Genomic DNA, 15120 nt, shown 5'->3' on the forward strand with positions numbered 1-15120 from the left:
GTTGCTCGTAGCGCTTACGATTGGATGTCTCAAAATTAAAGATTTCGGTTGCGGTTGCAGAGGGCGGCCGCACGGGACAGGTGAGGTTCTATGGCGACATCGGCTCCAGCCCCGGGGTGGTGGCGACGATGATCAGGAAGCTGGCGAAGCCAGGGTTGAAGCTGCACTTTTGCTACGAGGCGGGGCCCACGGGCTACGAGCTGTACAGGCAGATTACCGAGGCGAAGCACGAATGCACCGTGGTGGCGCCCTCGCTCATTCCCAAACGGCCAGGCGAGCGCGTCAAGACCAATCGCCGGGATGCGTTGAGTCTGGCTAAGCTGCATCGGGCAGGCGAGCTGACGGCCGTATGGGTGCCGGACAGGAGCCATGAAGCCATGCGGGATCTTATGCGAGCCCGAGAGGCGGCCTCGACGGCGTTGAAGGTGGCTCATCAACAGTTGCAATCCTTCCTTTTGCGTCATGGCCGCATTTACACGGGTAAAAAGCCTTGGACGAAGGCGCATTCAGGATGGCTTTGCGATCAGACATTCGACCATCCGGCCCATCAAATCGTGTTCGAAGAATATCGGCGCACCATTGAGGAGGCGGGAGTTCGACTGGACCGCCTAACCGGCCAGGTCAGAGAGACGGTGGCGTCCTGGTCCATGGCGCCTGTGGTAGATGCCTATCAGACGATGCGCGGCGTCAGCCTGATTACGGCGGTCACCTTCGCCGTGGAGATCGGCGACGTGCGCCGCTTCGATAGTCCCCGTCAGCTGATGGCCTATCTGGGCCTTGTGCCTTCAGAGAGTTCGACGGGGGAGCGAGTGAAGCGCGGCGGCATCACCAAGGCCGGCAACAGCCGAGCACGACGGGTTTTGGTGGAAGGCGCGTGGACCTATCGCTACCCCGCCCGCATGAGCCGGCTGCTGCAGGCTCGCCAAGGGGGCGTCGCCAAGGTGGCGCGCGAGATAGCCTGGAAGGCGCAGGTGCGTCTGTGCAGCCGCTACCGCAAGCTGATTGCGGCGGGGAAGCTTAAGACGGTGGTGACGACCGCAATCGCACGGGAGATGGCGGGGTTCCTTTGGGCGATCGCACAGAACGTTGCGCCCAAGGCCATTTAGTAAGCTGAGGTCCGAGGATCAAGCAAAAGGCGGCTTCCAAGGACTGCACGACAAATCTGCTACTGTATAAAGTTGGAGGCAGGGACGCGGTCGGGGAATCCTCGTTGGTACTATGTGGCCGACATCCGTCGACGCCCGCTTCTAGACCGAGGCAGCCCCAGACGAACACACGGGAATGCGGTAACCAACCCGCGGATAAGAGCCTGTAAACCGTCGCTTTGAGGCCCTGTCTCCTGCTTTATACAGCAGCTAAACTTCATATATTCCGCTAAAGTAAGCGGAAGGGCGGATCTGTGACCGTTACTGTTGACGGCGAACATAAGAGTACTACTGTGTCACAAACTTTGTTAATGATTGATTGCGAGAATGGCGATTCAAGCTTCAGATGGAGGGAGCGATGGATCTCCAGGACGGAATCGAAACGAGTGAATCGCGTTTTGCGGCCTATGTCGAGGCGCTCGCATCGGCACTGGGTCATGCTGACCGGGTGGCGCCGCTGAAGGCGTATTGCACCGGGCTGCTTTTGCCAGGCGATCGCAAGAGCGTCGAGCCGATGGCGGCACGGGTGGAGCCTGGTCGTGTCCAGGCGGCGCACCAGTCTCTGCATCACTTCGTGGCGAAAGCGGACTGGTCGGACGATGCCGTGCTTGACGCCGTGCGGGCGCAGGTTCTGCCGGCCCTTGAGCGTCAGGCGCCGATCCGCGCCTGGATCGTCGACGACACCGGCTTTCCCAAGAAAGGGAAGCATTCGGTCGGTGTGGCGCGGCAGTATTGCGGCCAACTCGGCAAGCAGGACAATTGCCAAGTCGCGGTCAGTCTGTCAGTTGCCACCGAACAGGCGAGCCTGCCGGTCGCCTATCAGCTCTATCTGCCGGAAAGCTGGGCGAACGACCGCGGCCGGCGGGAAAAGGCGGGCGTGCCGGAAGACGTTATCTTCCAGACCAAGCCCGCAATCGCGCTCACTCAGATCCGGGCGGCGCTGGATTCCGGCGTCTCGTCGGGCGTTGTGCTGGCCGATGCCGGTTACGGCAACGACACCGCCTTCCGCACCGGGCTGACAGAGATGGGCATGACCTATGTCGTCGGTGTCCAGGCCTCGATCAGCCTGTGGCCGCCGGGCACGCAGCCGCTTCCGCCCAAGCCGTGGAGCGGACGCGGTCGCCCGCCCTCGCTGGCCCGGCGCCAGCCCGGGCACGCGCCCGTTTCCGCCAAGGAACTGGCGCAAGTCCTGCCCGAGGACGCCTGGCACCGCATCACCTGGCGCGAGGGCACCAAGGCGCCGCTCGCCTCGCGCTTTGCCGCCGTCCGCGTCCGGCCGGCCCATCGCGATTACTGGCGCTCCGCACCACGAGCCGAGGAATGGTTCCTGATCGAGTGGCCGGACGGCGAGGTCGAGCCGACCAAGTACTGGCTCTCGACCTTGCCGGAAGATACCGAGCTCACCGACCTCGTCGACCAGGCCAAGCTGAGATGGCGGATCGAACGGGATTATCAGGAACTTAAGCAGGAGATCGGCCTTGGCCATTATGAGGGCCGAGGTTGGCGCGGCTTCCATCACCACGCCACGCTCGCGATCGCCGCTTACGGTTTCCTGGTCTCCGAACGGAGTCTGATTCCCCCCTCAGCCCCACGCTCAGCGCCGTTCCTCAAGGCACCTGCGCTATCCAAAGATTATCGACCCCGCGGCGCCGCCGCTCCGTCCCGAACGCCACGTCAGCAATTCAATCGCCACCATCAGGATTAGACTCGCCTATGCCTTGGCGCGGCGGCTGCCACGATGTCCATGCTGCCACAGCGGTTTTATGACACAGTAGTACTAGGATGTCGATCCGGGCAGGGCTAGCCGGCTTGTGTTCGACCCACAGCTGATTTCTCTCCCAGGACGTTCTGAACTCCATCGAACCTTTGCAATTCGCCGGGCGGGCATCGCTCGAAATTTGGCGCTGGTTGCCGCGACTGGAGTGGTGTTCGAGGCACTTGAGTGACAAGAGGCGCTCACGACCGAAGGCGTATTGGCGGCGGTTGCCAATTCCACAGGCATTGCCCATCTAGAAACGCGATGGCGCCATGCAGGACTTTATATTGGCGAACTTAGCGGCACGCGCGCATAGTTGAAGGGAGTGGCTTGAACTGCATCGGCCATCATCGCAATCCAATAGAATCGAGTGAAGCGAAGTGCAAATCAAAGACGTCCTCCTCGCGCCTGGCAATGGCGCATTTTTCTATGACGATCAAGCCGCTATCAGGGCCGGCGCTTCGCAGGACGGTTTCGTCTATCTCGGCGAGCCCGTCACCCCGGGATTTAAATCCATCCGCGTTCCGGCGCGTTCGCTGAGCGTCGGACTTGTTCTTGCCGACGATACCGTCGTTTGGGGCGACATGATGGGCGTTCAGTATTCTGGTGCCGGCGGTCGCGATCCTTTGTTCGAAAGCGCCCAAATCTCGGATCTAACCTCGCAGATCGTGATACCGCGCCTTCATGAGGTCGATGCGTCCCAATACCTTGATGCGTGCGAAAAGGTCTTCGAGCCTTTCGATGGTAAGCGGCTACCTCTCGCGATAGAGTACGGCGTCAGTCAGGTGCTACTTCGAGCTGCCGCCCATCTCCAGCGCAGGACCATGGCGGAGATCATTTGCAGTGAATTTGACCTTCCGCTGCCGGCGAGGAGGATTCCGATTTATTGCCAGAGTGGCGATGCTCGCGAAATCAACGTGGACAAGATGATCCTGAAGGGCGTGGATGTGCTTCCCCACGGCCTGATAAACTCCCGGCAAAAATTCGGCCAACACGGTCAGACTTTCAAGGAGTTCGTGAAGTGGGTCGCCGCTCGCATTCGCCAACTCGGCGGCCCTCATTATCAACCAGTGCTACATTTCGATGTCTATGGCTGGATCGGTATGGAAATCGGCCTTGAGCCGCAACTTATCGCGGACTTCATCTCCAGCATTGCCGACAGCGTTCCGGGATTTACCATAAACATTGAGTGCCCAGCGGATTTCGGATCGACCCACGCCCAAATGGAAAACTACGCACGGCTTGTATCGATATTGGATCAACGAGGTTCCAACGCCCGCATTGTCGTGGACGAGCGGTGCAATACGCTCGAAGATATTCGCCTCTTCGCCGAAGCGAAGGCTGCGCATCTCATCCAAATCAAGACACCCGATGTTGGCTCACTGGCCGATACCGCGCGCGCCGTGCTCCATTGCAAGAAAAACAAGGTGGGGGCGTATGTCGGGGGAAGTTGCTCTGAAACGGATCTGTCCGCCCGGGCTTCGGTTCACGTATCGGTGGCAACCGATGCAGATATGATGCTCGCCAAACCGGGAATGGGGGTCGACGAAGGATTCTCGATTGTCGGGAACGAACAGAACCGCCTGCTCGCGATGGTAAACCGTCGCCGGGGTCACGTTGGGAATAGTCAAACGAAGGGCGCGGTATCTTATGCAAAACAGTCTTGAGGGGGTCACGGTCGTTGCCGTGGAGCAGGCCGTAGCGGCGCCTTATGCGTCCTCTCGCCTTGCGGACGCCGGCGCCCGCGTGATCAAGGTCGAGAGGCCCGAAGGGGACTTTGCCCGAAACTATGACAGGTTGGTTCGGGGGCAAAGCGCCTATTTCGTCTGGCTCAATCGGGGTAAGGAGTCGGTCTGCCTGGACCTACGGTCCGAAGAGGATCGTGACGTCCTCAAATCGCTCATTGCCGATGCTGATGTGTTCATTCAGAACCTGAAGCCGGGCAGCATCGGAAAACTCGGATTCGGCTCTGCGGACCTCCGTCGGCGCTTTCCACGGCTGATCACCTGTGACATCTCTGGTTTCGGAGAAGGGGGGCCGTTTTCTCACCTGAAGGCTTACGATCTGATTGTTCAGGCAGAAGCGGGCCTATGCGCCATCACAGGTACACAGCAGGGACCAGCACGGGTCGGTGTCTCGGTCTGCGACATCTCGGCAGGGATGACGGCGCATAGCGCAATCCTCCAGGCGCTTTTTCATCGCGAGCGGACAGGGGAAGGCGCCGGAATACAGGTTTCACTCTTCGATTCTGTCGCTGATTGGATGAACGTACCGGTGCTGCAACATGACTATGGCAGCTACGAAACTGTACGCGCCGGCGTGACCCATCCGTCGCTGGCCCCGTATGGCGCCTATCGTTGTGCCGATGGCAAGGACGTCATTTTCTCGGTCCAGAATGACCGTGAATGGGTGAATTTCTGCGAGAAGTTCCTCAAGCTTCCGGAACTCACGCGCACGCCCGGTTTTGCTGACAACATGGAGCGGCTCGGCAACCGTGCTCGTCTGGATGAGATCGTCGGACGGCGTTTCTCCGAACTGTCGAGCGAAAAGGCGATGCAGGAGCTTGAGGCTGCCGGTCTGGCATATGGCCGGTTGAACGAGATCTCGGATGTTTCAAAGCATCCACATGTTCGCAGAGTGCCGGTCAGAACGCCTGCAGGAGATGTCGAATCTATCGCGCCTGCGGCGGTCTTCAACTCGGAGAAGGTCTCACTTCGCCCCGTCCCGGCGCTTGGCGCCCACACGACGGCGATCCGCGGGGAGGTCGAGGCGCGTCTCCGCAAGAGCGGAGTGTCCGCGTGACAACGGGATTGACCAACTGGGGAATGTGCGCAGCAAATGCAGGATCACGGCAGCCTTCCATCCGACCCCCATTGCGATTGCAGAAAGCCGCTGGAACCAAATACCCGTATGTCGCCACCAGGAGTCGTCCATGATCGGCAGCACAGATCTATCCACTCGTAGCGTGGCATCCATTCCCCGTTGGAGGTCTCTGCTATTTGTCCCCTCCCACATCCCCCGGTTCGTGGAAAAGGCCCATGAACGGGATGCGGACGGTGTCATTCTCGACCTCGAGGATTCGGTGCCGCAAGACCAGAAACATGGTGCGCGGCGGCAACTTGTTGAATGTGTAAAAACGGTGGCCGGCAAAGGCACGTCCGTATTGGTCCGTGTGAACCGCGGACTGCGCCACTTGGCGGCCGATCTCGATGCCGCCGTAGTGGCCGGCGTTGACGCACTTGTTCTCCCGAAAGTGGATTCCGCAGAGTGGATTTTGGAAGTCGCAAATGCCGTGGCGGAACTTGAAGGCGAGAGAGATCTCGCACCGGGGCGTATCCGGTTTCTCGCCCAGATCGAGACTCCGGGCGCATTGCAAAAACTTGCAACGATCGCGTCGGCCCATCCGCGGATGGCCGCAATGGCGCTCGGTCCTGAGGATTTCAGTGCCGCTGTCGGCGGAACGCCGGAATTTGATCTGCTCCTGGCCCCCAACCTTGCCGTACTTTATGCTGCGCGCGCGGCGGGATTGGTCCCCTTGGGGTACATAGGAAGTATTGGCGATTTCACGGAAACCAATAACCTCCGTGAAGCTGCGATGCATGCGCGACGGCTTGGCTTCGCCGGCGCCCTGGCGATCCATCCGGCACAGGTCGCGATCCTGAACGAGGCTTTCTCGCCGACCCGAGAGGATATCGAGTGGGCGCGCCGTGTCGTCACGGCCTCGCAAGATGCTTCAGGGCATGGTGCTTCGGCTTTAGCAATAGACGGCAAGATGATTGACCCGCCAGTGGTCCGGCGTGCCCAAGAGATTCTGGCGCTCGCCGGCGGCAGTTGATCTGTCTCTGGCGATAGCGTGCAGAGCACCAGAGGCGTCGTCGCTCACCGCTTGATCGCCATCTCGTTTCAAGATATTTTCAAACGAACTGGAGGAGAGACCCCCAGTCGGATCCCTTAAGTCGTGGAAATCAGACAGCTAAGATACTTTGTTGGCGTAGTGGAGGCAGGCAGCTTTACGAAGGCAGCTAGCGTCCTTCATGTTGCACAAAGCGCGCTTAGCCTACATGTGCGACAATTGGAGGAAAGCTTTGGCACTCAACTGCTGGTACGCGACAGGACCGGCGTAACTCTGACGGAGCCCGGAGCTAAATTGCTCAAGCGGGCTCGATCCATTTTGAAGGAAATCCAACTCACCGAGGCGGAACTGACCAGCACGGCGGCGTCTCCTTCGGGGGAGGTAACCATCGGTGTTCCGTCCGGTGCTGCCCGTGTGCTGAGCGGTCCACTGCTGGAAGCGGCAGCGGCCGAACTGCCGCGGGTCTCTCTCAAGATGATCGAAGGCATGACGGGACCGCTTGAGGAGTGGATGGCTGGCGGCCGCTTCAACTTGGCAGTTCTCTACCGCACCGCGGAGAACGTGGGGCGGATGACGGTGCTGGCACATGAGGAGCTTTGCTTGGTTGTTCCGCCCCACCAACCGCCCTTCGAAGACTCGGTGCCTCTTGCGAACCTCCACACGTTTCCGCTCGCGGTTCCAATGCGTAGCAATAATGTCAGGCGTTCGGTGGGAGATGTCGTCGCACAGCACGGGTGCATGCTTGACGTCAGGTTTGAACTGGACTCGCTTTCGACGATCATCAATATGGTTGCGGAGGGACGGGCGTATTCCATTCTTGCCCCATCCGCCGTTTACAAAGAGGCCTCACAGGGACAGGTCCGGACGGTCAAGATCGTCGACCCGGTTATTACCCGTTCGGTGGTGCTCGCCGTCAGCCCGAGCGATGACAGTTCTCCGGCGGTTTCCGCTGTCCGCAAGCTGATCCCCATTGTGGTCAGAAAATTGATCGAGACTGGTCGCTGGTCAGCCACTGCCCCGGAACTCGCCTGACAGGCTCTGATCCATCTTGGCAATGGCAACTTCCCATCCATAGCGAACGGAGCTGTCTGGATCTGGATTCCAGATGGTCCTCGGCAATATTCTATATTTGACCTGCAAGGCCCCCCCGAGGACATTGGCAGGTGAGCCAGCGTCGCCATCAAAGATACTGAGCGATGCTCACAGGAAACACGAATGGAGCATGAAATGTCCGACGCCAAGAGCTACCGGCTATTCATCAACGGGATGTGGCGCGCTGCTAGGGACGGAACAACTCTGCCGGTCATCAATCCTGCGACAGAGGAAGTTTTCGCCTCCGTTTGCTCGGCGTCGACGGCGGACCTCGACGAGGCTCTCGCTGCTGCGGAGCAAAGTCGTAGGGCTTGGTCCTCACGACCGGCAAAAGAGCGTGGCAAGATTCTGCGAGCAGCCGCCAAAATTTTGGATGCGAACGCCGGAGCCGCGGCTAGGGACTTGTCGGCCGAACAGGGAAAGACGATCGCTGAAGCTACAGGTGAATATAAGCGCGCTGTCGAGACACTGGAATGGAATGGTGCGCACGCGGAAGAACTGTCGGCCTCGATCCCGATGGGCCCAAACCGGATGGTTGTACCGGAGCCCCTAGGCGTCGTCGCTGCGTTCACGCCGTGGAACTATCCGGCCGTCCTAATCGCCCGCAAGCTCGCCCCAGCCTTGGCGGCGGGCTGCCCGGTCATCTTAAAAGGGGCTGAAGAGACGCCGAGCGTGGCTGTGCATACCGTCGAAGCCTTGCAGCAGGCGGGTCTTCCCGCCGGTGTTGTGAATCTCGTCTTTGGCGTGCCGGCTCAGATCTCCGAGCGTCTTCTCAGTTCTCCGATTGTGAAAGTCCTGACGTTTACAGGATCCACGGCGGTCGGAAAACAGCTCGCCAAACTCGCCGCAAATAATTTGCAGCGGTGCATCCTTGAACTGGGTGGGCACTCCCCGGTCGTCATATGCGAGGATGCCGACCTCGAAAAGGCCATTCCGGCAATCACGGAATACAAATTTGAATGCGCGGGTCAGAGCTGCAATGCGCCCAGCAGAATTTTGGTCGCACGTCCTGTCTATGAGGAGTTTCTCTCCCGGCTGACGGAAGCGGCCCGCAACATCAAGATCGGCCCACCAGACGACCCGGCAACGGAGATGGGCCCGATGGCGAACGCGCGGCGAATTGAGGCCATGCAGCGTTTGACAAGGGATGCGGTCGACCGTGGCGCCCGCGTCGAGACCGGAGGAGAGCGGCTCGATCGCCCTGGCTTCTATTGGCCTCCAACCATCCTGAGCGGCGTTCCTAAGGATGCGAAGGTGCTCCATGAAGAGCCGTTCGGGCCGATCTTGACCGTGGCGCCGTTCGATACCATCGAAGAGATGATGGAAGAAGCCAACGCCACCGAGTATGGCCTGGCCGCCTACATCTTTTCCGGCACCGACAGTGCGAAGCGCGAACTAATCAATGGTCTTGCCGCGGGCGCTGTGAGTGTGAATTATCTGAAAGGCGTTTCCGCGGATGCGCCATACGGAGGCGTCAAGCAGAGCGGTTACGGTTATGAGGGTGGCGAGCCAGGGTTTCGGAGCTTCCAAAGCTCGAAGCTAGTCAACGGACTTGGATCGTTTGGATCAGATCAGTGACCAAAAGAATACGGACCATCGCCGGCGAGGAGATTACGAGGAGCGTCGCAGACGCCCTTCAGTATATCTCGTATTACCACCCACCGGACTATATCCGGTCCCTTTCTCAGGCTTATGCACGCGAACAGAGCCCCGCGGCAAAGAACGCCATCGGGCAGATTCTGATGAATTCCCGTATGGCCGCCTTCGGGCGTCGTCCGATCTGCCAAGATACCGGCCTCGTCGTGGTCTTTGCAAAGATCGGCATGAATGCTCGCATCAAATCAGAGAGCAGTTTCGCGGATCTCGTGAATGAGGGCGTGCGCCAGGCATATCTCGACCCGGAAAACCCCCTTCGGGCTTCGATCGTTAAAGATCCGCTCGCCGGGCGGGTCAACACCAGGGACAACACGCCCGCGGTCATCCACGTCGATCTCGTGCGCGGCAGTCAACTAGAGATCACGATCGCCGCGAAAGGCGGCGGATCGGAGAACAAGTCGCGGTTCACTACCCTCAATCCCTCAGCTTCCGTTGCCGACTGGGTGGTTGATACCATGTCAAAGCTTGGTAGCGGGTGGTGCCCGCCCGGTCTGATTTCCGTGGGCATCGGTGGCAGCGCCGAAAAAGCGATGTTGCTGGCTAAGGAAGCCATGAACGAGCCGATCAACATGTCGGAACTGATCGCCAGAGGGCCGTCCAGTGCCGAGGAGGCACTGCGAATTGAGCTTTATGAGCGAATTAACGCACTTGGTATCGGCGCTCAGGGCCTTGGCGGCTTGACCACAGTCGTGGACGTCAAGGTTGCTACCTATCCGACGCACGCGGCGTCTAAGCCTGTGGCGCTCATTCCTCAATGCGCTGCCAACCGGCACTTGACGTTCACACTGGATGGCACGGGGCCGGTAGAGCTACAACCGCCCGACCTGTCGGAGTGGCCCGAGATCGACCGGGAGGACTTGCATGCAGCCGGCGTCCGGCGAGTCAACCTGGACTCGCTTACGAAAGAAGAGACGGCATCGTGGGGCTGCGGGGAAACCCTACTTCTGTCTGGAAAGATGCTGACGGGCCGCGATGCTGCCCACAAACGAATGGTCGACCTGATTGATGCCGGCAAGCCACTTCCCGTCGACCTTCGGGGACGTGTGATCTACTACGTGGGACCAGTCCGCGCGGTAAGAGATGAGGTGGTGGGCCCGGCGGGTCCCACCACCTCGAGCCGTATGGACGGCTTTACAGAAAAAATGCTCGCTGAAACCGGGCTCATTGCAATGGTGGGCAAGGCGGAGCGGGGGCCGGCGACCATCGAGTCGATTGTCAAGCACAAAACGCCCTATCTCATCGCGGTAGGTGGTGCTGCGTACCTCATCTCGAAATCGATCAAGGCGGCGCGCCTGGTTGCCTTTGAGGATTTGGGTATGGAAGCCATTTATGAATTCGAGGTCCAAGACATGCCGGTCATCATGGCCGTCGACGTCGAAGGAAACTCCATTCACAATTCAGGGCCTCTTGAATGGCGCAGGCGCATGGCGGCCGATAGCATCGCACGCAACATCGGTCTGTAAGCAACGGTGCGCGGCGAGGCTACCCAAAAGGTAGCCGCTGCTGAACGGCAACAGGGAGAAACACTATGCTCGCGGGCAATCTCGGAACAGAACAAATCCAGGAAAAGGATCGTAACTTCCTTTTCCATCCTTCCACGCATCTCGCCAAGCACAGCCGAGGCGAAACGCCAAACCGGATCATGGCCGGCGCGGAAGGCGTCTACATGTGGGATACTGCCGGCAACAAGTTCCTTGATGGTTTCGGCGGACTGTACTGCGTCAACATGGGATACGGGGTCAAGGAGATTGCCGACGCCATTTCCCGGCAGGCTCGTGAACTGCCGTTCGCGCATGTCTATGCGAGCCAGACCACCGCGCCCGCCGCGCTTCTGGCTGAGGCGGTGGTCGAGTATTTCGGAGAGAATGCGCGAAGGGTCTTTTTTGGCCTTTCCGGTTCAGACGCCAACGAGACCAACATCAAGCTCGTCTGGTACTACAACAACATCCTCGGTCGGCCGGAAAAGAAGAAGATCATTTCGCGGCATCGCGGCTATCATGGGTCGGGCCTGGTAACAGGCAGCCTGACAGGTCTTCCGTTCTTTCATGATCATTTCGATCTGCCCCTCAATCTGGTACGCCACACGACAACGCCGCACTATTACCGGCAGGCGCATGACGGGGAGGGTGAGGAAGCATTTTCACAGCGATGCGCCAACGAGCTTGAAGCCCTGATCCTTGCCGAAGGGCCGGAGAGCGTCGGCGCGTTTATCGGAGAGCCCGTGCTCGGAACCGGCGGGATCGTGCCGCCGCCGGCAGGATACTGGAACGCGATACAGAAAGTGCTCGACAAATACGATATTCTTCTGATTGCTGATGAAGTTGTGTGTGGCTTCGGGCGGACCGGTGAGAAGTTTGGTTCTCACCTCTACGGAATGAAGCCGGACTTTGTGACCATCGCCAAGGGCCTCAGTTCTGCCTATCTTCCAATCTCCGGATCCATAATCGGCGAACGGGTTTGGTCCGTGCTGGAACAGGGCACGGAAAAGCACGGTGCTCTTGGTCACGGCTGGACTTATTCCGGTCACACACTCTGTGCCGCAGCGGCATTGGCCAACATTCAATTGCTCAAGGAAAGAAACATCCTTGATCATGTTCGAGACGTTGGCCCCTATTGGCTTGGCCGAATGAAAGCTGAGTTGGAGGGTCACCCAATTGTCGGCGAAGTTCGAGGCGTAGGAATTCTTTCGGCCGTCGAACTCATGAGTGATCCAAAGGGACGAGTACCCTTCGAACCAGACCTTCAGGTTGGCGCTCGCGCCGCGGCGGCTCTGCTTGAAAACGGCGTGATCGCCCGGGCGATGCCTCATGGCGATATCCTCGGATACGCTCCGCCGCTTGTCATCACCCGTGAGGAAGTCGACACGATCGTGAGTGCGACCGCGAAGTCGGTTGATACGGTCTACAGCGGACTAAAGGCTGAAGGCGTGATCTGATCGTGACAGAGCCTAGTAGGTGTCGCTGCGGGTGAACAGCTAGGCCTACCTGCTTCTCGGCGGCCACGCTGATTGGAGCACTTCGAGAGACATAAGGGCGCGTTGACAACCGCGCCCTTAGACAGCCTCCCGGGGAACAACGAAACACCGTCCAGTTCCAAAGAATGCCATTTCGGGAGTGAAGCTGGGTGAGTGAGTAAGCCTTATCCCCTGATCAGCATGGGCTCTCGCTTGGCGTAGCTCAAGAACGCTGTTGCGTGCCGGATTTTCCACCTTTTGTTGCTTTCGCTCAGACGCGGATTCGCAACGGCTGTTACCAGTGTTGCGGAGCCTCTTCGGCGCTGTGTTGCTTTATTCCAGCTCAAAACGCAGCGCCGTTTCCCGCGATAGGCTTTTCGGCGCAGAGGTGACAATTTCATTGATGAGATCGAGGTCGCCGACCAGCACCACGGTCTCGATGCCGCGAGTGATGGCAGTGTAAAGCATGGTTCTGTCGAGTAGCCTGGAGCGAACGACGGGAATGATGACGCGGCGGAAGGCAGAGCCTTGCGCCTTGTGCACGCTGATCGCCCAACCGTGCGTCAGCTTTTCGAGATCAGCTACAGTGATCATGTCCTCAGCGCCGTCGTCGAACCGGACCCAGGCACCTTTCGGATGAGGCTTCTTCAGGACGCCGAGGGAGCCGTTCATGAACCCCGAGCAGATGGGCTCTCCCGTCGCCTGGTCAGTCACTGGATTCCCCGCTGCATCAAACTGCGGGGCTTTGGAATAATCGTTCCTGAGCCAGATAACCTTGGAGCCTACACTGAGGCCCCAGTCCTCGATCTTCGGCTGACGGACCATATATTCGGCCTCGATGGCACGGTTCAGGTCCTTCGAACCGGCAGGTCCGTTTTTCACCTGGGTGAGTATCTGCACGTCGAGATCGTGCAGTGCCGAACTCTTGCCGTTCGCAGGTGCCGGGCCACACATGGCGCGGAATGCTGCCAGCGCCTTCGTCGCGACCTCCTCCTTCGAGGCAGGAAAGAGATAAACACCCGGAGAGAGGGCGACGTTCGGATCGAACCGCCGGAGGTTCACTGGTTTGCCCTGGCGGACGGAAGAGGCCACGGCAGGAATGCCGGTGGCGTCGTCCTGCCGATGGACGACATCCAGAGTGACCGCGGGAATGCCGTCCGCCTTGACCATCGTGTGGAACGGCAAGCCCGGTCCTATCGGCGGAAGCTGTCCCGGATCGCCGATGAAGATCAGGTTGACCTCGGGCGGCAATTGCATGAGCACCCGATAGATCGAGGGCGTGTCCAACATCGAGGCCTCGTCGAAGATGATGGTCCCACCACGAATCTTGCGGCCGGCGTCTTCAATCTCGTGCACCAGTCGGGAGAGGGTGCAGGCAGGACGGCCAGTCGCCTCGCCGATCCTCCTCACGGCGCGTCCCGCCAAGGCCACTTGCAGGTGCTCGATCCCGTCGCGGTGGCCGACCGGAAGAGTGTCGCGCAATGCTTCCAGCGCAGCGAGGATCGCCCGTATGGCGGTGGTCTTGCCTGTCCCGGCGCCTCCGCTGATAACGCAGACGCCGCAGGACGTCGCCATGAACACTGCCTCCCGCTGGGCCTCGGTCAGGCGGTAGTCGCTCTCGGCTTCGACCTCGGCAATGGCATCAATGATGCGCTTGCCGTCCGAGGCCGGGGGCTGCCGGCGGACCCTTTCCGCGATCAACCGCCTGACCTCGTCCTCGATGAACCGGCACGCCCGGGATTGCAATGTCTCAGGCGTCGGCGAGACGACCCGGCCGCTCGACAGAGCGACATCGAGGGCCTGCGCCGGGTCGCCGTTCCACGGCATCAGCAGACGACCGACCAATTGCTTTACCACCGGAGCAGGGGAGGCCATATGCCCGGAGCGGAAGCTGACAGCAAGGGCTTCCTCGACGGCCGCAGCAAGCCGCCTGTGATCGTCGAGGGCGACGCCGAGACGAAGTGCTCGAGCATCCACATCCCGCCACGCCTCCAGAAGCGTCATGGTGTACGGATCGGCCTTGATCCGCTCGATCGCACCGAGGCCCCAGACACGCGCCGCCGCGCCGGCGACGCGGGGCGAGACGCCATAGCGGTCGAGCCAGCGAAAGATTTCGACCTCGTCGCACAGTATGCCGAAGCCGTCGACGATGGCGACGGCGCGTTCGGCGCCGACGACGTCTGCCAGGGGTTTCAGCTCGCGATCGCGAATGCGGTCATAGATGGCTTCGCCGAACGCAGTCCAAAGCCTGTTCGCGGTCACCCAGCCGATACCGGGAAAGCGCTTGTCTGTCGCCAAATGCCGGATGATCGCCTGGCCTTCGGTGACCAGAGGGAGCGCCACATCCGCATGAAGTTGAGGGCCAAATTCAGGGTGCGGCCGGACCCGGCCGGTCACGCGCCAGGTTTCACCAATCGCCGGATCGCGCGGCGTTCTCTTCGCTGGCGCGAGCGCGCGACGAAGCTGACCCCCGCCATCGCGCCCGATGATCACATTGTCGCCGAAGCGGCTCGTGTGGACTGAGGTAACGGCCAGCTCCCAGGAGGACTGCTCAGATCGCTCACCAAGGACCGGGACCGTCTGCCCCTCTGCGCCACCCCGTCGTTTCACGGTCCCTGCCATGGTGTCCGGCTCTCCGTTCACTGCGGCCACCCACGACGTTCCG

10 protein-coding genes are annotated in these 15120 nt (G+C 60.1%); 9 read left to right on the top strand and 1 reads right to left on the bottom strand.

Going from position 1 to position 15120, the window contains the following annotated elements:
- The first annotated feature begins 20 nt into the window (after positions 1–20).
- From RHIBR816_RS0132570 to RHIBR816_RS0132615, 9 genes are all read left to right on the top strand, one after another.
- Complete coding sequence (locus RHIBR816_RS0132570; protein WP_018240772.1) at positions 21–1106, top strand: IS110 family transposase; 1086 nt, start codon at positions 21–23, stop codon at positions 1104–1106.
- Positions 1107–1503: 397 nt separating this feature from the next.
- Positions 1504–2850: an IS701 family transposase gene (locus tag RHIBR816_RS0132575; protein WP_018240773.1), complete on the top strand. Its 1347-nt coding sequence runs from the start codon at positions 1504–1506 to the stop codon at positions 2848–2850.
- 431 nt (positions 2851–3281) lie between these two features.
- The gene (locus tag RHIBR816_RS35105; protein WP_018240774.1) at positions 3282–4568 is read left to right on the top strand and encodes a methylaspartate ammonia-lyase; all 1287 of its coding nucleotides are present in this window, start codon (positions 3282–3284) and stop codon (positions 4566–4568) included.
- Positions 4552–5703, top strand: coding sequence for a CaiB/BaiF CoA-transferase family protein (locus RHIBR816_RS0132585; protein ID WP_018240775.1), 1152 nt, complete (start codon positions 4552–4554; stop codon positions 5701–5703). Before RHIBR816_RS35105 ends, RHIBR816_RS0132585 begins: the two co-directional genes overlap by 17 nt.
- Before the next feature lie 130 nt (positions 5704–5833).
- Positions 5834–6736 (top strand): CoA ester lyase, encoded by a 903-nt coding sequence (locus RHIBR816_RS35110; RefSeq protein ID WP_052522785.1) that lies wholly within the window; start codon positions 5834–5836, stop codon positions 6734–6736.
- A gap of 123 nt (positions 6737–6859) precedes the next feature.
- Positions 6860–7786 (top strand): LysR family transcriptional regulator, encoded by a 927-nt coding sequence (locus RHIBR816_RS0132600; RefSeq protein WP_018240778.1) that lies wholly within the window; start codon positions 6860–6862, stop codon positions 7784–7786.
- A gap of 195 nt (positions 7787–7981) precedes the next feature.
- Complete coding sequence (locus RHIBR816_RS0132605) at positions 7982–9424, top strand: NAD-dependent succinate-semialdehyde dehydrogenase (RefSeq protein ID WP_026187692.1); 1443 nt, start codon at positions 7982–7984, stop codon at positions 9422–9424.
- Positions 9421–10965, top strand: coding sequence for a fumarate hydratase (locus RHIBR816_RS0132610; protein ID WP_018240780.1), 1545 nt, complete (start codon positions 9421–9423; stop codon positions 10963–10965). Before RHIBR816_RS0132605 ends, RHIBR816_RS0132610 begins: the two co-directional genes overlap by 4 nt.
- 65 nt (positions 10966–11030) lie before the next feature.
- Positions 11031–12437 (top strand): aminotransferase, encoded by a 1407-nt coding sequence (locus tag RHIBR816_RS0132615; protein WP_018240781.1) that lies wholly within the window; start codon positions 11031–11033, stop codon positions 12435–12437.
- Positions 12438–12788: 351 nt separating this feature from the next.
- Here the strand turns inward: RHIBR816_RS0132615 and RHIBR816_RS0132620 are convergent, their stop codons facing one another.
- Complete coding sequence (locus tag RHIBR816_RS0132620; protein ID WP_026187694.1) at positions 12789–15077, bottom strand: AAA family ATPase; 2289 nt, start codon at positions 15075–15077, stop codon at positions 12789–12791.
- Positions 15078–15120 lie beyond the last annotated feature (43 nt).

The sequence above is a fragment of the Ensifer sp. BR816 genome, from assembly GCF_000378985.1.
In the GTDB taxonomy this organism is placed as follows: Bacteria; Pseudomonadota; Alphaproteobacteria; order Rhizobiales; family Rhizobiaceae; genus Sinorhizobium.